The organism is Parendozoicomonas callyspongiae, from assembly GCF_023502345.1.
Lineage (GTDB): Bacteria > Pseudomonadota > Gammaproteobacteria > Pseudomonadales > Endozoicomonadaceae > Sansalvadorimonas > Sansalvadorimonas callyspongiae.
In genome coordinates this window covers 47,745-70,167 of record NZ_JAMFLX010000008.1, presented here as the reverse complement: position 1 = coordinate 70,167, position 22,423 = coordinate 47,745, and the positions used below count along the sequence as shown (strand labels likewise).

Here is a 22,423-nt window from a genome sequence, read left to right as displayed (position 1 = left end):
TTCCTGTCATGTTAGACTGTTACAGCATATTTATTTAGTGGAAGCAGGTATAAAAAAGCGGCTGCTCCAGATAAGAGACAACCGCTTGGTATGTTTAAGACAGGAAAACTTTAGGCGAGACGGTTAAAACCATCCAGCGCAGCAACACGATAAGCCTCCGCCATGGTCGGGTAATTGAACGTAGTATTCAGGAAGTAGTGCAGGGAATTTCTCTCACCTTCCCGCTCCATAACGGACTGTCCGATATGGATGATTTCCGAAGACTGGTCACCAAAGCAATGGATACCAAGAATTTCAAGGGTTTCCCGGTGGAACAGGATCTTCAGCATCCCTGCAGTTTCCCCGGTAATCTGGGCACGGGCCAAACGAGAGAAGAAGGCCTTGCCAACTTCGTAAGGAATTGCGGCAGCGGTAAGCTCCTCCTCTGTTTTCCCGAGAGAGCTGATTTCCGGGATGGTGTAAATACCGGCAGGTACAGAGCTGAGACTGCGTGCAGTCTTCTCACCACTGATATTGGCTGCAGCAAAACGTCCCTGATCATACGATGCACTGGCCAGGCTCGGCCACCCAATCACATCACCCGCAGCATAGATATTGTCAACTGCGGTCTGGTAAAACTCATTGACCTCCAGCTGGCCACGGCTGTTGGCAGCCAGGCCAAGGTTTTCAAGTCCCAGGCCAGAGGTGTTACCGGTACGGCCATTGGCCCACAACAGCGCGCTGCCCTTCAGTACCTTGCCAGACTTGAGGTGCATGGTGACACCGTCATCATGCCCTTCAATCTTCTGATATTCCTCGTTATGACGAATAATCACGTTCTGATTGCGCATATGGAAACTGAGAGCATCGGAGATCTCCTTATCAAGGAAGGAGAGCAGTCGGTCACGGGTATCCACCAGATCAACAAGTACACCAAGACTGGAAAAGATCGAGGCATACTCGGAACCGATAACACCGGCTCCATAGATAATGATCCGGCGAGGGGTATGGTTGAGACGCAGAATCGTATCACTGTCGTAAATACGGGGATGCAAGAAATCAACATCGGCAGGACGATAAGGGCGGGAACCAGTTGCAATCATGATATTGCGGGCGGCAATACGCTCAACATTGCCATTCTTCTCCACCACCTCAATGGTGTTTTCATCAACAAAGCTGCCCCGTCCAACATAGAGCGCAATCCGATTACGGGAATAGTAATGTGCCCGGGATGCTACCTGCTGCCCGATGACATCGTATGCTCTTTTCAGCACGTTGGGAAAGCTGAACCAGCGTGGTTCACCGATCTCCCGAAACATCGGATTGTTGTTAAAGGTGTGAATTTCCTTGACCGAGTGACGCAGGGCCTTGGAAGGAATCGTGCCCAAGTGGGTACAGTTACCTCCAACTACGCTCTTCTCTTCAACTACTGCTACCCGCTTTCCCAGTTTGACGGCGCTCATTGCCGCCCCTTCGCCCGCAGGCCCTGATCCCAGGATAATCAGATCGTAATTTGTTACCGCCATTGGCACTCCCTGTCATGCCACGTTCAAATTAAAAATATGAAAAATTATTATTGCTATAAAAAAACAGGCCCTTTTTGGGCCTGCCCGATTAACTGATTTACTAGTTCTCTGCCGCCTCATCCTTAGCAGCGTCGTAGAACAGACCTTCGATATTTGCCGGAGGTTTTTGATCATCGCTGTCACCACCACAGATAGGGCAGCTCTCTTTCAGCCCCAGGTTACCCAGGCCTCCACAGGAACCAGCTATGGGCTTGTTGGAAAAAATCACTCCAACAGCCATGCCGGCGATAATCAACAGAAGTATACCAAACGTTAATAATGTGACAGTCATCACCAAATCCTGTGTAACATGCAACACCGAAATGTTTCCGCCCCTGGGACTGTACTTGATTTGCTACAGGCTTATAGATAGAAACAACATTCAGGGACCGTAGTACTGTTATTTCCCAACAATATACGAACTAAACTTACCGGTTCCCATAGATTGGAAGCCCTTATCTGTATGATAGATAAACAGGGCATCTACCCCGGCTTTATCAGCCACCCTGGGACCTGCTTTCTCACCAAGAATCATAAAGGCTGTAGCCCAGGCATCAGCCAGCCCGGTATCGTCATTAATAACGGCCACAGACGCCAATCGATGCTTCTCCGGATAACCTGTGCGCGCATCAATCAGATGGGAATAGTGAACACCATCAACTTCAATGTACTGGAGATAATCACCAGAGGTCGCAATACCCTTATTGTCCATGGAAACGATGGTATTAACCTTGCTTTCCAGAACCGGCTCACGGACTGCAATCTTCCAGGACTCGCCGTCAGGCTTAACACCACGCAGACGAATCTCTCCGCCGACCTCGAGCATATAGCTATCAATTCCCAGCGCTTCAATGGCAAGGGCCGCTTCATCAACACCGTACCCCTTGGCGATGGAAGACAAATCAATAAAAACCGGTTTTTCCTTAGTGATTGTACGGTTTTTACGATCAAGAATCAGCGATCTATAACCAACTTTCTGTTTAGCCTGATCAATATCGGTTGCTGTTGGAATCTGGGAAACCCTGCCTTTTTCCAGCCACTTGCTAAATGCCTGCTCAGAAGCTGCATCCAGATTTTCCGGCAGATTTTCCGTGGCCCCCTTACCTCTGCCAAAACCCCAGAGGTTCACCAGGGCACCAACTGTGATGTCGTAAGCACCATCTGATAGCTCTGAGATGGTCTGTCCTTGCTCAACCAGACGGAACAGCTGTTCACTGACGCTATAAGGCTGGCCAACAGGAGCACGGTTCAACTCCATCAGCTCTGAATCTTTCCTATAGGTGGACATGCGGACATTAACTGCCTCAAGCGCTTCGGCTATGGCATCCTGAACTTCAGGTTCAGGTGTATCGACAGCGACATACTTTGCCGACCAGCTGGTTCCCATGGTCGGGCCACCAGCTTCAGCTATATAAGGAGATTTGAGAACTCCGGAGAAGCGAACAACAGCTACCACGCAGAGGACGGCGGCAACTGCGAAAAGACTACGTTTTGACAAAACTAACTACCCATGACTGATGAGCGGGAAAATCCTTGGTATTTTACCGACTGAACCAGTCATATGGAAAGGAGATCAGGTCAGCTTATCCGTAAATACCTCCTTTGAACTGATCATTTATCTCGATCAGTTTGCCAGCGAGGGACTGGCAGAAAGCTCTGACCAGAAGAGTTTGCGGCCTCTGCACTGGCTGGAGGATGGAGACTGACAGGTGGATATGAGGCAAAAAAAGACGAAATACCAGTTCAAGGTCTTTTCCCTGGCAATCGAAATAACTGCTGGCAACCATCGGGTCGCAGATGCAATAACAAAGCCCCTCTTCAACCAGGTTAAACTGCCCACCCTGTTAGGGGAAGAGCCTTTATTAAAAAAGTTTGCTTATCAAATTGATAGAGATGATATCCATGAACCGGCAGTATTCAATTACCCTCAGCTTCCAGATCTCCCTTCATTCATTACTTTGGAAGAAGAGGAGAAAGTCATACCCTTCTCCGCTTCTGTAAGCGTAAATGATAAGCAACTTGATTGTGAGCGCTGTAGATTTTCTGGCACATCTATAGGAAACGTCGTCTTTAACCTAGAGCCACGCGAAGTTGCTTGCAGGGATGAAAGCCTTTGGGACTCTATAGTATCAAATGACCAGAAGAAGCTGGCCGGATGGGTTCTCATAGACGACTACGACCTATGTCGAAACGCACACGATCTTGATTTTCGAATCAAAGCACAGATAGGTAACCAGCTACCATTGGCCACTGTGTTTTCCAGCCAGGATTATCGGCATGTGTATCAATCCCGTGTAAGTCGTAACGGTAGCAGTTCCTTTGGTAGTTCTGTCGAGAGTACGTTAGAAAATAAAGAACGGCTGGCTATAGCCCAAAGATCCATGCTAGTGCTGCAGGATGTAGGACTACATAAAAATGAACGCAGACTTATTCGTACATTACTCAATACCAGAAATATGGAACGAGCAATTGCTACATGCAATGAGGATCTCTTACCTGAATATGGCCTACGTCTAGCCCTGCCTGAAAATGGGATGATCCGTCAAGGAACGATGGAGGTACGGTGCCTTGAAGGAGAGAGAGAATTGATTGAAGTCGTATCAACAAGAAACTTCTATCAAATTAAACAGAAGAGTAAACACCGTTCCTCTGATAATCCCATTCCCGCTGAAGCCAGTTTACGCCTCAGGTTTGCGGTAAGCCGTGAACAAGTCATAAAACCAGCCGAGATTTTATATACCTCCATAGAGGTTAAGATTAATGGATCAGGAGTTTCCGCTGGTAAAGTTCTTGATGATGATTACTCATATTCCGCAACTGATTTTGAAAAATTGTATAAGCCAGAGTTTGACAAAGCTTTGTCAACTATGGAAACGAACGTATTTTATCGCTGGTTGCAAGACAAGACCCAGGCAGAATTATTATTTGCCAGACCATTAGAGTACGAAGAAATTCTAGCACTGGAATCTGCAGGAGAGGACTCTGAAAGCTATGAAGATTTTGCAGGTTTTGAACAAATCGGAGTAACAGGTTTACAGTTACCCCGCCTTGGGGGATCGGAGCCGCTCCCTCTTCATATGCAAAGAATTGGCACGGGAACTGTGAAATTTCTTGATAGTTATTATGATAATCACACCCCTCTCACTGTTGAACTTATACCTGGTTTTGGTTGGGCTATAACTAATCTCGCAGAAAACAAAATTCAAGAACTGACTGACCAAGTTACCATATTGCCAAGCTCAGCTCATTCTCGAACATTATCCGAGGGAGCTATGACGGTAAATGCCCATGACTTAGAAGAAGTTAAGCCTCTGACAACCTCAAATTTTCCAAGGGGCGCTCCAGAAAGTCTGTCTATTTTGAAAAAAAAACGAAGGAAGAGTATCTCGTCAGAGCTGGAAAAGGGTACAAGGACAAAACTGCTGAAAGAGTTCCGCGCAGAGCATGATAACTTGTTCTCAGTACTTCTTGAGTTCCATAAGACCCAGCCAAATATATCTGACGCCAAAGAATCCTTACGAGAGCGTTGTACTTCTGCCGGGATAAAAGGTAAATACCAAAATCAGGTTGTGGGGTACTATGGAAATAATTTTTCACGTATTCAAAGATCATCTCCAAAGCCTTCAGGTATGGGTAAACGTATTCTATCAGAAGCAGCTCTTTATACTACTCCAGCAAACTTTCAACTGAAGAGGTATTCTTCTCAGATTGATGAGGTTAAAACACACCCTGATTATGATGGTACTGAGCCAGAGCCAACAGAAGAATCCATGGATGAAGAGCAAATTCTAACGCATGAGCATGAGGCTGGTAATGGTGGGATGCTTCATGAAATACTGGAACAACTTGGGCTGAAAGATGAGGCTATGGGTCTGGGTCAGGTTAATACAGAATAAGATGTGGTAGGAATGGCAATTCCGGCTTAGTTGCTCTCTCTACAATTAATCCGGAATTCAAGCCTAGTAATGATGACTTATCGGCCGCGCCAGTCGTCAGATGTAGTAGTCTTATCCCGGTACATTTCGATGAATTTCTTATCATCTTCCAGAATATGTTCAAGCCACCATTTCTTCAGGAAAGGTATCACTTCCCAGGCATCCTGCTGCGATATGAATAATCAATCGAGAACAAGTTCAGCCGCACATCACAAAAAAGGGCCAGCAAATGCCGACCCTTTTAATCCGGACTCAGACCAAGGTATTAACCACCAAAGTCATCCAGCAGGATATTCTCAGGTTCTACACCCAGATCTTCCAGCATCTTGATAACAGCGGCGTTCATCATGGGCGGTCCACACATGTAGAACTCACAGTCTTCAGGAGCAGCGTGATCTTTCAGGTAGTTATCCAGAAGGACGTTATGGATAAAGCCAGTCTTGCCTTCCCAGTTATCTTCAGGCTGGGGATCGGACAGAGCCAGATGCCAGGTGAAGTTAGGATTGTCTTCTGCCAGCTTGTCGAACTCTTCCACGTAGAAGGCTTCACGCAGGGAGCGTGCACCGTACCAGAAGGAGATCTTGCGCTTGGAACTCAGGCGCTTCAGCTGATCGAAGATATGGGAACGCATTGGTGCCATACCTGCACCACCACCGACGAAAACCATCTCGTTGTCGGTTTCCTTGGCGAAGAACTCACCGAATGGTCCGTATACGGTCAGCTTGTCACCTGCCTTCAGGCTGAAGACGTAGGAAGACATCTGGCCAGGAGGCACGTCATCCTGTCCGGGAGGCGGTGAAGCGATCCGGATATTGAATTTCAGCAGTCCCTTCTCTTCCGGGTAGTTCGCCATGGAGTAAGCACGGATAACCTGTTCATTCACAACAGAGGTGTATTTCCACATGTTGAACTTGTCCCAGTCACCACGGTACTCATCTTCAATGTGGAAGTCCTTGTAGTGTACGGTATGGACAGGTGTTTCCAGCTGGACATAACCACCGGCACGGAAGTTAACGTCTTCGCCTTCAGGCAGCTTCAGAACCAGTTCCTTGATAAAGGTGGCAACGTTTTCATTGGAAACAACTTCGCATTCCCACTTCTTAACGCCGAACAGCTCTTCTTCTACCTCGATCTTCATGTCTTCTTTCACTGCAACCTGGCAGGACAGACGCCAGCCTTCACGCAGTTCCCCACGAGTGAAGTGAGGCTCTTCGGTAGGCAGTGCAGTACCACCACCTTCCAGAACCTTACAGGAACACTGGGCACAGGTACCGCCACCACCACAGGCAGACGGCAGGAAAACACCTTTTTCAGACAGGGTCTGCAGCAGCTTACTGCCCGCAGGGACAGTAATGGCCTTTTCAGGATCGTCATTAATAGAAATGGTGACATCACCACTGCTGACCAGCTTGGAGCGGGCCGCCAGGATCACCATAACCAATGCCAGGACGATGACCGTAAACAGGGCCACCCCGAGCATTATGATCTGTTCACTTCCCATAACTCACGCTCCTTTACAGCTGGACACCGGAGAAGGACATGAAGCCAAGAGACATCAGTCCAACGGTGATAAAGGTAATGCCCAGCCCACGCAGCCCTGGGGGCACATCGCTGTACTTGAGCTTTTCACGAATACCGGCCAGAGCCACAATGGCCAGCATCCAGCCAACACCTGCACCAATGCCATAAACCACACCTTCGCCGAAGCTGTAGTCACGCTCCACCATAAACAGGGAGGCACCCAGAATGGCGCAGTTTACGGTGATCAGTGGCAGAAACACGCCGAGGGCGTTGTAAAGTGCCGGTACATATTTATCCAGAATCATTTCCAGAATCTGTACGGACGCAGCGATAACACCGATGTAGGTGATGTAACCCAGGAAGGTCAGGTCAACGCCTTCAACCAGTGCGCCCTCTTTCAGAACATGCTGATAGATCAGCTGGTTCAGAGGCACGGTCAGCAGCAGTACGAAAATAACCGCCACACCCAGACCAATCGCAGTCTGTACTTTTTTGGATACAGCCAGGAAGGTACACATGCCGAGGAAGAAGGCCAGGGCCATATTCTCGACAAACACAGCCTTCACAAACAGGCTCAGATACTGTTCAAACATATTAGTGAGCCTCCGACGCGATGGTGTGAGGTGCCATCTTGTGCTCTTCAGTTTCCACCTGGTCAGACTTCCAGGTACGCAAGGCCCAGATGAACAGGCCGATCAGGAAGAATGCACTTGGAGCCAGCAGCATCAAGCCGTTAGGGTTGTACCAGCCACCGTTGTTCACAGTAGGCAGAATCACAACACCGAACAGCTTGCCTGCACCCAGCAGCTCACGGAAGAAAGCTACAACCAGCAGGATCAGACCATAGCCCAGACCATTACCGATACCGTCAATGAAAGAAGCCATGGGAGGATTCTTCATAGCGAAGGCTTCCGCACGCCCCATTACGATACAGTTGGTGATAATCAGACCAACGAATACCGACAGCTGCTTACTGGTATCAAAGGCATAAGCCTTCAGGAACTGGTCAACCAGGATTACCAGGGAAGCGATAATGGTCATCTGTACGATGATCCGTATGCTGCCTGGAATATGGTTACGGATAACGGAGACAAACAGGTTGGCAAACGCTGTTACGAAGATAACCGCCAGGGTCATCACCAGCGAGGTCTGCATACCCGTGGTTACCGCCAGCGCGGAACAGATACCCAGTATCTGCAGGGCGATGGGGTTGTTGTTGAAGATCGGCGTGAGCAGAACTTCTTTGGTGTTTATCACACTCATGTTACGCATCCCCCTTCTTCAGGTTGGCCAGGAAGGGACCGAAGCCGTTGTTACTCAGCCAGAACTTAACCAGGTTATCAACGCCGCGGGCGGTCAGGGTTGCACCGGACAGACCATCGATTTCATGGATGGCACGTGGTGAACTCAGGTTAACACTGCCTTTAATCACGTTGATATCAAGCTTGCCATTGGCGTCGTAAATTTCTTTACCTTTCCAGCTGGCTTTCCACTTCGCGTTATCAACTTCACCACCGAGGCCTGGGGTTTCAGCATGCTCATAGAAACCGAAACCAACCACGGTTTTCAGATCAGCATCCAGAGCCATGTAGCCGTAAAGAGTGGACCAAAGACCATAACCGTGAATAGGCAGGATCAGGGTTTCCAGCTGGTCACCCTTGCGCACTTCGTAAACCTTGGCCAGTTTGGCCTGACGCTTGATCAGTGCCTGGTCTTCACTGGAAGGCAGCTTCACGGAAGTGGCTGGATCCTTGGCGGCATTACGCTGGTTGTAGGTCACCGGATCAGTACCGGACGTGTCAAACCTGCCGGTTTCCACATTCACCAGGCGAGGAGTCACTTCCTTGAACTTGGCAGTGATCTCGCTGCGGCTCAGAGCCTTGGGATCTTTTACCAGACCGGAGATGGCAAGAATGTTCTTTTGAACATCCAGAACCTTGTTCTCATCCTGGGTCGGCTTCAGGAAAACCGCCGCACTGGATACCAGTACAGAGCAGACCAGAGACAGGCCAACCGTGACCATCAGGGTCTTTTTAATGGTGTCGTTACTAGCCATTGATACGGGCCTCCCGACGCTTGATGTTGGCCTGAACGACGAAGTAGTCAATCAGCGGCGCAAACAGGTTACCGAACAGAATGGCCAGCATCATGCCTTCTGGATATGCAGGGTTGATGACCCGGATCAGGGTTGCCATCACACCAATCAGGGCACCGTAGTACCAGCGACCTAGATGAGTCATGGAAGCTGATACAGGATCAGTCACCATAAAGATCAGACCAAAGGCGAAACCACCCAGAACGAAGTGCCAGTACCAAGGCAGGGCAAACATCGGGTTGGTATCGGATCCGATAGCATTGAACAGCAGCGTCGTTGCCACCATACCCAACAGAGTACCGGCAACAATACGCCAGGAAGCAACGCCCATAACCAGCATCACCGCGCCACCCAGCAGAATGGCCAGAGTGGAGGTTTCACCCATGGAACCCTGAATGCTGCCAAAGAAGGCATCAAACCAGGTAATACCATTTTGCAGCAGAGCGTCCACACCACCGCTGGAAGCGATACTCAGAGCGGTTGCACCACTGAAGCCGTCGACTGCAGTCCATACCATGTCACCGGAAATCTGCGCAGGATATGCGAAGAACAGGAAGGCACGGCCAGTCAGAGCCGGGTTCAGGAAGTTCTTGCCGGTACCACCGAACACTTCCTTACCGATCACAACACCGAAGCTGATACCCAGAGCTACCTGCCACAGAGGAATAGTGGGTGGCACGATCAGGGCATACAGGATGGAGGTTACGAAGAAACCTTCATTCACTTCATGCTTGCGGACAATACAGAACAGGACTTCCCAGAATACACCGGCCGCAAAGGTCACGGCATAAACCGGCAGGAAGTAGGCTGCACCATAGATCATGTTATCCAGCAGGCTGGAAGGATCATGCCCAATAAAGAACCAGCTGTGCCAGTCGGTCGGAGCAGACAGGCCACCAGCAATCGCGGTATTCGCCTGGAAACCAACGTTCCACATACCGAAGAACATGGCCGGGAAGGCACAGGCCCAGACCACGATCATGATACGCTTCAGGTCAATACCGTCACGCACATGGGAAGTGGTGTGAGTTACGCTGTTGGGCTGATAGAACAGAGTGTCCATCGCCTCGAACAGCGGAAACAGTTTTTCGTACTTGCCGCCCTTCTCAAAATGAGGAGTCAGGCTGTCTAATATCTTTCTCAGCACTCTGTTATCCCTCTTTGATGATACGGGTCAGGTTATCGCGCAGGATAGGACCATACTCGTACTTGCCGGGGCAGACATAGCTGCACAGGGCAAGATCTTCTTCATCCAGTTCCAGCGCACCCAGGGTGGCCGCTTCCACGATATCGCCATAAATCAGACTGCGCAGCAGCTGAGTTGGCAGAATATCCAGAGGCATTACCTTCTCATAAGAGCCAACCGGCACCATAGCACGCTCACTGCCATTGGTAGAGGTGGTGAATGAGAACAGCTTGTTCATCAGATGAGAGACGTACGTCGGCATCACAGAATGACGGTCAGTACCGGGAGTCAGGTAGTGCAGCATGGGACGCTCACGACCTTCCAGCAGAACACTGACCTGGTTGTGGTAGCGGCCCAGGAACGCGAAAGATCCACGTGCAGTTCGTCCACCAAAAACAGAACCGGCAACCAGTCTGTTTTCACCTGCCTTCAGATTACCCGCAGTCAGCTCTTCAATGCTGGCACCCAGACGGGTACGAACCAGAGCTGGCCTCTCCACCTGAGGACCGGCCACTGAAACAACGCGTTCGGTCCACAGCTTACCGGTGGTAAACAGCTTGCCGATAGCGATAACGTCCTGGTAACCAACAGTCCAGACAACTCTTTCCGTGCTGACAGGATCGATAAAGTGAATATGAGTACCGGCCAGACCCGCAGGGTGCGGACCGTCAAACTCTTCCACTTCAGCAGGACCGGCAGGCATCTGAGCACCTGGAGCCTTACACAGATAAACAGCGCCATCGGTCAGCTGCTTGAGCAGCACAAGGCCCTGTTCGAAAGCTTCACTCTGCTCGCCGATCACAACTTCTGGATTGGCAGCCAGAGGATTGGTATCCATCGCAGTTACAAAAATGGAACAGGGAGAGGTTCCCGGTGCAGGTACCCGACTGAAAGGACGGGTACGCAGCGCAGTCCACAGACCGGATTCGACCATGACTTCAGCAATTTTGTCACGGCCAAGACTTGAGAGAGAGTCAACAGTGTGAGCACCGAAGTCGACTGCATCATCGCCGTCAACATCAATAACAACGGATTGAAGAACCCTTTTTTCGCCACGGTGGATGGCGGAAACAATACCAGAGGCCTGTGCAGTGTAACGCACCCCCTCTGTTTTCTTATCGGTGAATAGAAGGTCACCCAATCTCACACGATCACCAACCGCGACAGCCATAGTAGGCTTCATGCCTATATAGTCGGGACCGACAACAGCCACGGAACGAATGTCCGGGCCATCAGCGATACCCTGCTGCGGCGATCCAGTGATCGGCAGATTCAGACCCTTTTTAATTTTGATCATAAGTCTTGCCCAACCTGATACATGCAGGAGTTTTTTGAGAATTGGCAGCTACTGGCAAATTCTGAACACTTGTTCTACTTTTCAAATCGCCCTGTATTCCAGCTAGAAAGGGAGCGTTTGCAGTACATGAGACTCACCCCGTCTCATTAGTGTTCAGTCTGCAACCGGCTCAAATGGGTCCCAAGGCACGCAGTCAACATTACAAACCAACAAAGAGTACGTGCCCCATGAATATCCTGCGCAGGATTATAATGATCACGCCTTTAATATTCCATACGGAATTAAGGGTTTAGAGTACTATCTTTTCGTTCTCAGCGGGTATAACACAAAAAAAGACATGCCGAATACAGACAGGATTCTGAAGGGATTTGTGGTGATAATCGCCACTTTTTGCCTGGTAACAATCTACACAAAAGCAGACCAGGCACCGGCTTTCGGGGACGATGACGCACCCCCTGAATACTATCTTTCGAACCTGAAGGAGGACGATCCAGAAGCATTTTTCAGAGAACCTCTCAATCAGAATTATGTTACCAGTGCAAAAACGGATGGGGAGCCGAATACCTCTTTAGCGCTACCATCTCCTACCATTGACTTTCTGGAAAACTACCATGGTGATATAGAGTTAGGTGGAACTCCTCAAGTACCAAATGACATTTCCCCTTCAGGACAAGCCACGCAGCCAACTCCAGACCCGGTTTCTGAGAACCCGCCGTTTGACCCTTCCACCATCTCCCCACAGGATGACCCACTGGAGAACTACCACGGTGGTATGGAATTAGGTGAAACCCCTCAGGAACTCAATGTCTCCTCTCCCTCAACAGATCCATCACAACCTGCGCCAATCGCACAGGCTGGGGAAAGGCCATTTGACCGGATGGGTTATCGGGTAGTTGATGGACCGAACGGACCCGAACTTGATTACAACCCTCAGTATGACGAGCGTCTTACCGGCGAACATAACTCCAATCCGCTTTTGGGCGATCAGCGCGAATATGAACGCCAGAATATGCATGAGGCCCTGCATCGCTTTCTTAATCACGAGCTAAATCCTCTGCAGAGAGATTTGCTGCAGGAATTTCTTCTGGAACAGATCAGCGGACCTCCTAAATCAACGGCCGAACTGATGGCTGAAGAGATGCGCAGCAGGGAGATATCCCCCGAAAGCTTTGCCCAGCTGACCCATATCGCTATCTCTCTCTACTATTACCGCAATTACATTTATCAGGCTCTCGTTCAGCACGCCAGTAAAGAGACTCCAATCAATGAATCCGGTCTGATCATGCCTCATGTTGTTGCCATGAGTGAACAGCTGATCAGCCAGATACCCTATGCCAAACCCTTCACCAACCTGGCACTGGTTATCCCTGTCGCGATCAAGCTGTTTTATGACAATATCAAGCAGGCTCGTGAAATTGATGGCCAGGGAAGAGATGGTTCAGATTTTCGAGTCAAGGCTTATGCTGCCAGCAGTTACGCGGTAATGCTGGGGCTTTTTGCCCAGGCTTCTGCAGGCTTTCTCACCAAGTTCACAACATTCCAGAGTTACCCGGCTGGCATGCTCGCCAGTGCCTATCGCAACTGGAAAACAGGGGATTTCTGGCAGGTTGCCATTGATGGTTTTATGACCCTTCAGAGCCTGAAGCATCGCAGGGGGCTGGTCTTTGCAGCTGTTGCCGCAACCGTGCTAAATCACCACAACATTCCTAATGAGGTTGAGTCCAACAGAAAATGGTATGAGCACCCGCTTGATGCCAACTACATGATCCCCACCCTGCTCTCCATATGTATGACCCACGATTGGGGCTCATCACTGGTGACGGGCTTTATCCTGGCCATGAACCAGCTTCTCTTTATGGGACGGGATAAGTTCCTGGAACCCGGGCACCTCTATGATGGCAGCCAGCCCTACATTATGGGATTTGCCGGATCAGCCATAGCCATGGCTGCGACTCTTTCCGTTTACTGGAAAAATATTCCCAGCCGGGAAAAAGCCCGAGAGGGGCTGAATTACCTGTTAACGGAAACTGCTGACTGGACCAGCTACCTGCTAATGATTAAAGGCGTTGTACGTCCTGACTGGGAGCGCAGTGGTTTCCTGAACTGGATGACTGATTACTATGCCTGGGCAACTCTCAACCGCTACCACGGCGAGCGCCATATTGTCAGTGACAACACCTGGAGCAGCGATTCTGCACGCATTCAGGGGAATGAACCCGGTTTAGGCAAAAAAATGAGCAGCTGGTACAGCTACCTTATGGGATATGACCGCAAGGATCTAACGGAAGATCTGCGAATCGATCCAGAAAATGAACCCGGTTCAGATACTCAATCTGAAGACAGTCGTGAGGAGATGTCAGCCTGGGACGAGTTTAATACTCCCCCCGAGACTGATTAACAATTTAACAAACCTGACGTTTTAGTCGGTACTGCGCGGATAGCTGCGAGCACTGATACCGGCCATGCTATGCAGGATACGATTTACCTGGCAGCTATAACCAAACTCATTGTCATACCAGACATAAAGCACTGCGCGTTTACCATCCACGATAGTGGCTTCGGCATCCACAATACCTGCATACCTTGAGCCGACAAAATCACTGGATACCACTTCCCGTGAATTCACAAAATCGATCTGCTTCTGCAGGTCTGAATACAGTGAACACCAGCGCAGGTAATTATTGAGGCTGTCCGCATCTGTCTCTTTTTCAAGATTCAGATTCAGGATGGCCATTGATACATTGGGAGTAGGAACCCTGATGGCATTACCGGTCAGTTTCCCTTCCAGCTCAGGCAGTGCCTTGGACACAGCTTTGGCGGCACCGGTTTCCGTCAGAACCATATTCAGTGCAGCACTGCGTCCACGACGGTTACCTTTGTGGTAGTTATCAATCAGGTTCTGGTCATTGGTATAGGCATGAACAGTTTCCACATGACCATTCTCCACACCGTATTTATCCATCACTGCCTTCAGAACCGGGGTAATGGCATTGGTGGTGCAGGATGCAGCCGAGAGAATACGATCATCAGTACTCAGCGCATGATCGTTTACACCGTAAACAATATTCTTGATCTCGCCCTTGCCAGGTGCTGTCAAAAGAACGCGAGATACACCCGGGCTCTTGAGGTGCAACCCAAGACCCTCAGCATCACGCCAGACACCGGTATTATCGACAACAATGGCATTTTTAATGCCGTAGTTGGTGTAATCAATACTGTCTGGAGATGAAGCGTAGATAACCTGAATCCGGACTCCGTTGGCAATCAGGCAGCTGTTCTCTTCATCAACACTGAGCGTGCCCCGGAAAGGCCCATGCACTGAATCACGGCGCAGCAGGCTGGCCCGCTTCTGCAGATCATTCTGGGCAGAACCCTTACGCACTACAATCGCCCGCAGGTTAAGACCCTCACCGCCACCAGCACGCTCAATCAGCAGGCGGGCCATCAAACGACCGATACGGCCAAATCCATACAGGACAACATCCTGTCCCTCAAGTCTTTCACTGGCTCTTCCATCAACCACATCCACCAGCTCTTCCCTGAGGAAATCCTCAAGCTCGGCAATTTTGTTCTGGCGCTGGAATTTCAGTGCCAGTTTGCCAATATCAATCCTGCACTCGCCGAGATGGAGAGAATCCAGAGTTTCCAGAACTCTTAGAGAATCCCTGACTCTCAGTTCTGTACCCTCAACCTGTCTTACAAAGCGGTGAGCCTTGATAATATCGATCACTGAACGGTTAATAAGTGGCCGTCCATAAACCGACGTTACGACATGATGCTCACGATAGAGCCGACCCACCAGTGGAATCATCGCCTCGGCACGGGCTTCCCGGTCCATCCATTCAGAAAGAGTATCCTTGGTGTTTTCTGGGTTCACTGAGCTTTACCTGCTTTGACAGCCTGACACTGTTTTTTTGTAGAAATTATTTATGCATTGCACATTTTCTTTACAGCCCCAGTCACGACCTCACCAACCGTCCTTAGGCTGTAAAGTTATAATCGCGGCTATTATCCAGCTAACACGGTTATTTCACAACAGAAATGCGTTCGCTTTTGTTTACTTATGTTCGAGCAGGGTTTAGACATCAGTAAGCATGCAAACGGAAAAAGTTTCGCAACTCTGGTGAAATAATTTCACTGCACTTAAAATTCGAGTCTTTCCTAACGGCCAGACTACAGGACGTTCATGACCCTGATCGATTTTCCACTGCCAGTCCGTGCGGGTGATCGCCGCTACTGGGGGCAGGCCATTGGTGCTGCCGGTTCCTGTGCAGTGGCTGATATTGCGCGCCAGCATCAGGGGCTGACCCTGATCATCACATCAGATACCGAAAATGCCGATCGGCTTCAGCGGGAACTGGGGTTCTTTCTTAACGGGGCTAACAGTGAAGTAGAACTGTTGCATTTTCCCGACTGGGAAACCCTGCCCTACGATACCTTCTCCCCTCACAGGGATATTATCTCCCGGCGACTGAAGACCCTCTACCAGCTGCCATCTGTTAAACAGTCGATTCTTATTGTTCCGGTGACCACACTCTTGCACAGGGTGACACCCAGCCAGTGGTTGCGCGGTAACAGCCTGGTGTTCAGGAAAGGCGATATTCTGGATCGCGATCAGTACCGGCTCGATCTTGAGGCTGCCGGATATACCTGTGTGGATACCGTTCTGGCCCATGGGGAATATGCCTTAAGGGGTTCACTTCTCGATATTTTCCCCATGGGAAGTGACAACCCCTACCGTATTGATCTTTTTGATGATGAGATTGATACCTTGCGGACATTTGACCCTGACACCCAGCGGTCTCTGGAAGATATCGACTCTGTTCAGCTGTTGCCCGCCCATGAATTTCCACTGGACAAACAGTCAAGAGACAAGTTCCGGGAGCGCTACCGGGAAGAGTTTGATGTTGACTACCGCGAATGCCCGATGTATCTCGATATTGGCAAGGGCATCGCTTCTCCGGGTATTGAGTATTTCCTGGATCTTTTCTTTGAACAGACAGAAACCCTGTTTGAACATCTGCCCCGCAACACCCTGGTTGTGACCGATAAGGATCTGCAGACCGCCATTCCTCAGTTTCTTACCGAAGCCCGCAGTCGTTATGAAAACCACCGGGTAAATCCGGAACGGCCCCTATTGTCACCGGAAAGAGTCTTTCTGGGTGAGGATGAATTATTCAGCAAACTGCTGGACTATCCACGTATCCGACTTACCAATGAAGCCCAGGCTTCAAAAAGCGGCAGGGAGAATATTCCCGCCAGAACGGTTCCGGTACTGGCTGCAGAACCCCGCAGGGAGCAGCCGCTGCAAAAGCTGCTTGATTTTCTGAACGGCAACAGCCGTGTTCTGTTTACGGCCGAATCGCCAGGGCGGCGCGAAAGCCTGCTGGAATTATTGTCTAAGGCTGGTATTCGCCCGGAAACGGCTGATAACTGGCAGCATTTTTTAGCTGGCAGCAGCCCTATCGCCATTACTGTTGCACCACTTGACACTCCTCTCTGGCTTGAACAGCCTGATATCGCACTGATCACGGAGAGTCAGCTTCTGGGCGGCCAGGTGATGCAGCGCAGACGGCGCAAGAGTACAACCGACCACTCTGACCAGATTATTCGCAACCTGAGTGAACTGCGTGAAGGGGCTCCCGTTGTTCACCTGGATCATGGTATTGGGCGCTATCGCGGCCTGCAGACCATAGAAGTCGATCAGCAGCCCCAGGAATTTCTGCAGCTTGAGTATGCTGATGAGGCCAAGCTTTATGTTCCAGTTTCATCCCTGCACCTGATTGCCCGCTTTACAGGGGCTGATGATGCCCTGGCTCCCATGAGCCGCCTGGGTAATGAACAGTGGAGCAAGGCTCGCCGCAAGGCTGCTGAAAAAGCCCGTGACAGTGCCGCTGAACTTCTGGATATTTATGCCCGCCGGGAAGCCAAGAAAGGTTATGCCTTCCCTGCCCCCGATGCCCAGTACGATGCATTCAGCGCAGCCTTCCCTTTTGAAGCTACACCGGACCAGGAAACCTCTATCAACTCAGTTGTCGCTGATATGACCGCAGGCAGACCGATGGATCGCCTGGTCTGTGGCGATGTTGGCTTCGGTAAAACAGAAGTGGCCATGCGTGCGGCATTCATAGCTGTGAACGCAGGCAGACAGGTTGCCATTCTGGTACCGACAACCCTGCTTGCCCAACAACATTATGAAAGCTTCCGTGACCGCTTTGCCGATTGGGCCATTAACATTGAAGTGATTTCACGCTTTAAAACAGCCAAACAAGTCACTGAAATGAAACAGAAACTGTCAGACGGAAAGATCGATATTATTATCGGTACCCATAAACTGCTGCAGCCTGATATTCATTTCTCCCGTCTGGGCCTGCTGATTATTGATGAAGAACACCGCTTTGGTGTCCGTCACAAAGATCGCCTCAAGTCACTGCGCTCTGAGGTTGATATTCTGACCCTGACGGCAACGCCCATTCCCCGGACATTGAATATGTCCATGTCGGGTATTCGGGATCTGTCCATTATCGCCACCCCACCGGCACAGCGTCTCTCAGTCAAAACATTTGTGCGCCAGTCGGATGAGCTGCTGATCAAAGAGGCCATTCTGCGGGAGCTGATGCGTGGTGGTCAGGTCTATTATCTGCACAACGAAGTAAAAACCATTGAGAAAACAGCCGCTGACCTTGCAGAAATGATTCCGGAAGCCCGTATTGCCGTAGGCCACGGTCAGATGCGCGAACGGGAGCTGGAAGGAGTGATGCAGGACTTCTACCACAAGCGTCATAACGTACTGGTCTGCACCACAATCATTGAAACCGGTATCGATATTCCAAGTGCTAACACCATCATTATTAACCGTGCGGACAAGTTTGGTCTGGCGCAACTTCATCAGCTGCGTGGACGTGTCGGCCGTTCTCACCATCAGGCCTATGCTTACCTGCTGACACCACCTCCCCGCTCAATAACCAAGGATGCCCAGAAGCGACTGGAAGCTATTGAACAGGCCCACGACCTGGGAGCAGGCTTTACCCTGGCAACCCATGACCTTGAGATTCGTGGTGCCGGTGAGCTGTTAGGGGAAGAGCAATCCGGACAAATCCAGAATGTTGGCTTTACTCTGTTTATGGAGATGCTGGAGCAGGCGGTGGAAGCCATCAAGAAGGGCGAAACACCTGATCTTGACCGTCCTCTCAGTCATGGAACCGAGATCAACCTGAGAGCTCCCGCACTGATCCCTGATGATTATGTCCCCGACGTCCATACCCGTCTGGTGTTCTATAAGCGCATTGCCTCGGCCAAAGATAAGGATGCTCTTAATGATCTCCAGATTGAGATGATTGATCGCTTCGGGCTGTTACCGGAACCTCTGAAACAGTTGTTCCGCCAGACCGAGCTGCGCCTGCGGGCGGAGGCATTTGGTATTGAGCGGATTGATATTGGCGCCAAGGGTGGCCGGGTTGAATTTAATATGAAACCCAATATTGACCCTATGAAAGTGATTACTTTGGTTCAGCAGCAGTCACATCTCTGGAGAATGGACGGTTCATCATCACTAAAACTGTTGAAAGGCTCAGAAAAGGTTGAGGAGCGCTTCCAGATCACCCAGAATCTACTGGACAGGCTGGCGTAATATGGCGCTGGCTAATAATTCGATAAGGAAACCCAGAAATAACATGGCATTACGTGCTTCTTTTATCTGCGGACTGCTATTTGCAGCAACGTGCTCAGCGTCTGCGGTATCAGCACAGACGCTTTCCGCAACAAACCAAGAGGATTCTGCTCAGGAGTGGTACCAGTTTGATATTCTGCTGTTCAGCCAAAAAAGTCAGAGCAGTACGAAAGAACATCCACCAGCATTGACTGAACATAAATTCCCACTGAATGCAGTCAACCTCTATACCAGCGAGCAGTTGACCGTTAAAAAGGAATTTCTGCCAACTCCCGGCCTGAGAGTTGAAGAATTACCTCCACCCCAGGCAGGAGAAATCATTGATCAGGAAACCGTTGAAGTCACCAGCGGAACGGCTGTTCCACAGGAAATACTGGGAAATCCAACACCCTTGGCAGCCCCTGTAATTGAACAGCAGAACTCGGCACCTTTTGAGTACTATGAAGATTCCATGGTTCCTGATGATGCAGAGCTGAAACCGGAAGCCCAGCAGCCTGAACTTGTTGATAGAAAACCAAACCTTGCCACCGAGGCATTTATTCTGCTGCCCGATTCCCTTTCCGGACTCAAAGCAGAAAACAGCAGCCTGCGCCGTGCCAAGGATTACAAGGTTCTTTGGAAAGCCAGTTTCCGTATGCCGCTGGATCGTGACAGACATCCGGTACCGATCAAAATTGAGGCCGGCCGTAAAGTCGGTCACACCTATCAGGTGGAAGGGACAATATCCCTGTCACAAAAACGTTTCCTGCACGCCGACACTGATCTGTGGGTGAACACCCTGAATCCGGTCCGCCCGGTGGAAGAAGTTCTTGCTGGCGACTCAGTTCTTATTCCTTTGAGTATAGAGGAGGCTTACGCAATTCAGCCTCCAGTTGCTAGTGATGACCTGCCGGAAACACTGGTGAATATTTTTCCTTATACGGAGAATATGCCGGTTAAAAGCAGCAAGAGGCTTCAGTTAAGCAAGCTGAACTTTATCGATCACCCGGATATCGGAATTCTTATTAAAGTCACCCCATACAAGCTTCCTGAGCTGGAAGCAGAGCTGACTCCGGTTTCTGATTGATAGCGAGAGAGTAAGAAGATGATTCGCCAGCGACAAGCCTATCCAAGCTGGCGGATCATATGAAAAGCATTGCCGTCTTCGCAGGATTCATAGCGAATTTCATCCATCAATCGTTCAACGATAGGGATTCCCCGACCTGAAGACAGCCAGGTTTCTGGATTCGTCGGATCAGGAACTGACATTTCAGCATCCGCCGACAGAGGCTTGCTCATGGGTGTTCCGCAGTCCCGAACCACAATCTCAAGAGAGCGGGTTGGATTGAGCATAACATCCACTTCCACAGTTTCATTTGGGCGGCCCTGGTAAGCGTGCTCTATGGCATTATTAACCACTTCTACAACACACAACTCCACCCGGTTTATCTCTTCTGCTGTCAGTGAAGTCATGCCACAGACACCGCGGACTGCCATCGCCACCAGAACAGTGTCTTCAAGCTGGCTGTCAATACACAGTGTGATGCACTGAGGCTTAATGTCTTCACTTTGGCCCTGAAGCACACTGGACATGGTTATTGTATTCCTCCGGACAGGGCATCGTTGACCGAACTATGAATGGTAAAAATCTTATCCATACAGGTTAGATCAAACAGATCGTTCACTGATTTCTGTGGGCCCGCCAACTGGATTGAACCATCGCCATTCAACTCTTTCAGCGCCCCGACAATAGCGCCAAGTCCGCTACTATCCATGAAATCAACCTGAGACAGATCCAGAACCAGATCCCTCTGGCCCTGACTGATCAGATCCGTCATATAGTCTCGAAATGGTGTGGCCTGACTTGCATCCAGCCTTGCCTCATCAATTTCTACAACGGTTTTGTCGGCTTCCTGCCGGTTACTGTATCCCATACTACTTACCTCCCTGATATTCCAGAACCAGACATGTCATGTCATCATCAAAACTGCTCTGGCCCCGCCATGCACACAGCTCTTTCCAGACCTGCTCTATCATTTCTGTCATCGGCAACTCACGGCTTTCATGCAACAGCTCCTGCAGCCGCGGCTCACCAAACTGCTCCTCCCCCGGGCTTTCACACTCTGTCATGCCATCAGAATACATAAACAGACGATCACCGGGCTTCAGCTGAATCTCCCTGGTCTCCCAGCTCATATTGGGCATCATGCCAACAGGCACACCACTGTCAGCCAGCATCTGGATATCACCGGTCTGAGGTCTTACCCAGAATGTGGCCGGATGTCCGGCATGGGTCATAGTGACGCGACCACTGGGAGTATGGACAACCCCATAGATCATGGTGAAATAGAGCATGGAATCGGCAGACGCCTGAAACCGCTGGTTCAACTTGGCAACAACCTCGTGGGGAGCAAGAACCCGGTACCACGGAGGCTTTGATAACTCTTCACGCAACATGGACGTTCGCCCATCGGCATCCATCAGCAGATTGTTGAGCGCAAACGAGAATAGCGCTGAAGGAATACCATGCCCGGCGACATCCAACTGATAGAACATGACATGCTCATCATCTACTGCATGGTAGCCAAACATATCGCCACCCAGGATTTTGCTGGGCTGAAAGTGCCACTCGAAACCGACCCCATTTATAACGGCTGGCTGAGCAAGAAGTGCTTCCTGGGTGCTGGCCGCAGACTCCAGATCCTTCTCAACTGTGAGTAGCGCCTGGGACAGCTCCATGTTTTTCTGCTCAAGGCTCTGCTCAAGAGCAACAACTCTGCCGCCACCCTTCAGGCGCACTTCTAACTCTTTGTAATCGACGGGCTTATGAAGAAAATCATCGGCACCAACAGACAGGCCGCGCACAAGAGCATCATGATCGGTCTGACCGGTGAGAAGAATAAAGTAGATGTAGCGGTCGAAACGACCATTACGAATAGATTCGCACAGTGCTATGCCGTCCATATTCGGCATCATCCAGTCGCTGACCACGATACGAATTTCAGGCTCAGCTTCCAGGATTGAAAGGGCTTCAAGACCATCCATGGCCTGGTGCACCTTATGCCCCAGCTTGCGCACGATGGCGGATAGCAAATGAAGCTGATCCCGTGCATCTTCAACAATCAGTACATCCATGTACAACTGACTTCCCTGATCGATACAGCCCAGACTGCAGGCCGGATACTGAATTTATAGCA

The 22,423-nt window shown here is 50.1% G+C and carries 18 protein-coding genes; 5 read left to right on the top strand and 13 right to left on the bottom strand.

The annotated features are described in order from the left end of the window. Positions 1-110: 110 nt before the first annotated feature. The 3 genes from sthA to M3P05_RS07700 all read right to left on the bottom strand — a co-directional run bounded on the left by sthA (position 111) and on the right by M3P05_RS07700 (position 3,042). Positions 111-1,505, bottom strand: a complete 1,395-nt coding sequence (gene sthA / locus M3P05_RS07710; RefSeq protein WP_249698919.1) for a Si-specific NAD(P)(+) transhydrogenase — start codon at positions 1,503-1,505, stop codon at positions 111-113. A 100-nt stretch (positions 1,506-1,605) separates the two neighbouring features. Then, complete coding sequence (gene nqrM / locus M3P05_RS07705) at positions 1,606-1,836, bottom strand: (Na+)-NQR maturation NqrM (RefSeq protein WP_249698918.1); 231 nt, start codon at positions 1,834-1,836, stop codon at positions 1,606-1,608. Between the two features lie 108 nt (positions 1,837-1,944). Beyond that, complete coding sequence (locus M3P05_RS07700; RefSeq protein ID WP_249698916.1) at positions 1,945-3,042, bottom strand: FAD:protein FMN transferase; 1,098 nt, start codon at positions 3,040-3,042, stop codon at positions 1,945-1,947. 19 nt (positions 3,043-3,061) lie between these two features. Between M3P05_RS07700 and M3P05_RS07695 the strand changes: the two genes are divergently transcribed. Together M3P05_RS07695 and M3P05_RS07690 are read left to right on the top strand one after the other, a co-directional pair. Continuing rightward, positions 3,062-3,250 carry a hypothetical protein gene (locus M3P05_RS07695; RefSeq protein WP_249698915.1) on the top strand — a complete coding sequence of 63 codons (189 nt, stop codon included), beginning with the start codon at positions 3,062-3,064 and terminating at the stop codon, positions 3,248-3,250. Between the two features lie 3 nt (positions 3,251-3,253). Further along, a complete protein-coding gene (locus tag M3P05_RS07690) occupies positions 3,254-5,440 on the top strand; it encodes a hypothetical protein (RefSeq protein ID WP_249698914.1) in 2,187 nt (728 codons plus the stop codon). A gap of 304 nt (positions 5,441-5,744) precedes the next feature. On the opposite strand, the gene nqrF is transcribed toward M3P05_RS07690, so the two are convergent. The 6 genes from nqrF to M3P05_RS07660 are packed head-to-tail and all read right to left on the bottom strand — an operon-like array spanning position 5,745 to position 11,578. Further along, positions 5,745-6,980: an NADH:ubiquinone reductase (Na(+)-transporting) subunit F gene (gene nqrF, locus M3P05_RS07685; protein ID WP_249698913.1), complete on the bottom strand. Its 1,236-nt coding sequence runs from the start codon at positions 6,978-6,980 to the stop codon at positions 5,745-5,747. 13 nt (positions 6,981-6,993) lie between these two features. After that, on the bottom strand, positions 6,994-7,593 hold the full coding sequence (gene nqrE, locus M3P05_RS07680; protein WP_249698912.1) for an NADH:ubiquinone reductase (Na(+)-transporting) subunit E: 600 nt from the start codon (positions 7,591-7,593) through the stop codon (positions 6,994-6,996). A gap of 1 nt (position 7,594) precedes the next feature. Continuing rightward, the gene (locus M3P05_RS07675; protein ID WP_249698911.1) at positions 7,595-8,263 is read right to left on the bottom strand and encodes an NADH:ubiquinone reductase (Na(+)-transporting) subunit D; all 669 of its coding nucleotides are present in this window, start codon (positions 8,261-8,263) and stop codon (positions 7,595-7,597) included. Position 8,264: 1 nt separating this feature from the next. Next, positions 8,265-9,056, bottom strand: coding sequence for a Na(+)-translocating NADH-quinone reductase subunit C (locus M3P05_RS07670; protein WP_249698910.1), 792 nt, complete (start codon positions 9,054-9,056; stop codon positions 8,265-8,267). Beyond that, on the bottom strand, positions 9,049-10,242 hold the full coding sequence (locus M3P05_RS07665) for an NADH:ubiquinone reductase (Na(+)-transporting) subunit B (protein WP_249698909.1): 1,194 nt from the start codon (positions 10,240-10,242) through the stop codon (positions 9,049-9,051). Before M3P05_RS07665 ends, M3P05_RS07670 begins: the two co-directional genes overlap by 8 nt. A gap of 4 nt (positions 10,243-10,246) precedes the next feature. Beyond that, positions 10,247-11,578, bottom strand: a complete 1,332-nt coding sequence (locus M3P05_RS07660) for a Na(+)-translocating NADH-quinone reductase subunit A (RefSeq protein WP_249698908.1) — start codon at positions 11,576-11,578, stop codon at positions 10,247-10,249. Positions 11,579-11,951: 373 nt separating this feature from the next. Between M3P05_RS07660 and M3P05_RS07655 the strand changes: the two genes are divergently transcribed. Continuing rightward, entirely contained in the window at positions 11,952-13,976 is a 2,025-nt protein-coding gene (locus M3P05_RS07655) for a hypothetical protein (protein ID WP_249698907.1), read from the top strand. Between the two features lie 21 nt (positions 13,977-13,997). On the opposite strand, the gene M3P05_RS07650 is transcribed toward M3P05_RS07655, so the two are convergent. After that, positions 13,998-15,455 (bottom strand): glyceraldehyde-3-phosphate dehydrogenase, encoded by a 1,458-nt coding sequence (locus M3P05_RS07650; RefSeq protein ID WP_332842004.1) that lies wholly within the window; start codon positions 15,453-15,455, stop codon positions 13,998-14,000. Positions 15,456-15,764: 309 nt separating this feature from the next. Between M3P05_RS07650 and mfd the strand changes: the two genes are divergently transcribed. Together mfd and M3P05_RS07640 are read left to right on the top strand one after the other, a co-directional pair. Continuing rightward, positions 15,765-19,208, top strand: coding sequence for a transcription-repair coupling factor (mfd, locus tag M3P05_RS07645; RefSeq protein ID WP_249698905.1), 3,444 nt, complete (start codon positions 15,765-15,767; stop codon positions 19,206-19,208). Positions 19,209-19,251: 43 nt separating this feature from the next. Further along, on the top strand, positions 19,252-20,313 hold the full coding sequence (locus tag M3P05_RS07640; RefSeq protein ID WP_249698904.1) for a CsiV family protein: 1,062 nt from the start codon (positions 19,252-19,254) through the stop codon (positions 20,311-20,313). A 38-nt stretch (positions 20,314-20,351) separates the two neighbouring features. Here M3P05_RS07640 and M3P05_RS07635 read toward each other — a convergent pair whose 3' ends face one another. From M3P05_RS07635 to M3P05_RS07625, 3 genes are read right to left on the bottom strand one after another with little or no spacing between them, the layout of a single operon-like run. Then, positions 20,352-20,819 (bottom strand): ATP-binding protein, encoded by a 468-nt coding sequence (locus tag M3P05_RS07635; RefSeq protein WP_249698903.1) that lies wholly within the window; start codon positions 20,817-20,819, stop codon positions 20,352-20,354. Positions 20,820-20,821: 2 nt separating this feature from the next. Next, a complete protein-coding gene (locus M3P05_RS07630; RefSeq protein ID WP_249698902.1) occupies positions 20,822-21,160 on the bottom strand; it encodes an STAS domain-containing protein in 339 nt (112 codons plus the stop codon). A gap of 1 nt (position 21,161) precedes the next feature. Continuing rightward, on the bottom strand, positions 21,162-22,361 hold the full coding sequence (locus M3P05_RS07625) for a PP2C family protein-serine/threonine phosphatase (RefSeq protein ID WP_249698901.1): 1,200 nt from the start codon (positions 22,359-22,361) through the stop codon (positions 21,162-21,164). Between the last annotated feature and the right edge of the window lie 62 nt (positions 22,362-22,423).

Excerpts from the sequence above, each read along its gene's own strand:
- sthA (WP_249698919.1), bottom strand. The coding sequence starts at position 1,505 with ATGGCGGTAACAAATTACGATCTGATTATCCTGGGATCAGGGCCTGCG.
- nqrM (WP_249698918.1), bottom strand. The coding sequence starts at position 1,836 with ATGACTGTCACATTATTAACGTTTGGTATACTTCTGTTGATTATCGCC.
- M3P05_RS07695 (WP_249698915.1), top strand. The coding sequence starts at position 3,062 with ATGAGCGGGAAAATCCTTGGTATTTTACCGACTGAACCAGTCATATGG.
- nqrF (WP_249698913.1), bottom strand. The coding sequence starts at position 6,980 with ATGGGAAGTGAACAGATCATAATGCTCGGGGTGGCCCTGTTTACGGTC.
- nqrE (WP_249698912.1), bottom strand. The coding sequence starts at position 7,593 with ATGTTTGAACAGTATCTGAGCCTGTTTGTGAAGGCTGTGTTTGTCGAG.
- M3P05_RS07675 (WP_249698911.1), bottom strand. The coding sequence starts at position 8,263 with ATGAGTGTGATAAACACCAAAGAAGTTCTGCTCACGCCGATCTTCAAC.
- M3P05_RS07670 (WP_249698910.1), bottom strand. The coding sequence starts at position 9,056 with ATGGCTAGTAACGACACCATTAAAAAGACCCTGATGGTCACGGTTGGC.
- M3P05_RS07660 (WP_249698908.1), bottom strand. The coding sequence starts at position 11,578 with ATGATCAAAATTAAAAAGGGTCTGAATCTGCCGATCACTGGATCGCCG.
- mfd (WP_249698905.1), top strand. The coding sequence starts at position 15,765 with ATGACCCTGATCGATTTTCCACTGCCAGTCCGTGCGGGTGATCGCCGC.
- M3P05_RS07640 (WP_249698904.1), top strand. The coding sequence starts at position 19,252 with ATGGCATTACGTGCTTCTTTTATCTGCGGACTGCTATTTGCAGCAACG.
- M3P05_RS07635 (WP_249698903.1), bottom strand. The coding sequence starts at position 20,819 with ATGTCCAGTGTGCTTCAGGGCCAAAGTGAAGACATTAAGCCTCAGTGC.
- M3P05_RS07630 (WP_249698902.1), bottom strand. The coding sequence starts at position 21,160 with ATGGGATACAGTAACCGGCAGGAAGCCGACAAAACCGTTGTAGAAATT.
- M3P05_RS07625 (WP_249698901.1), bottom strand. The coding sequence starts at position 22,361 with ATGGATGTACTGATTGTTGAAGATGCACGGGATCAGCTTCATTTGCTA.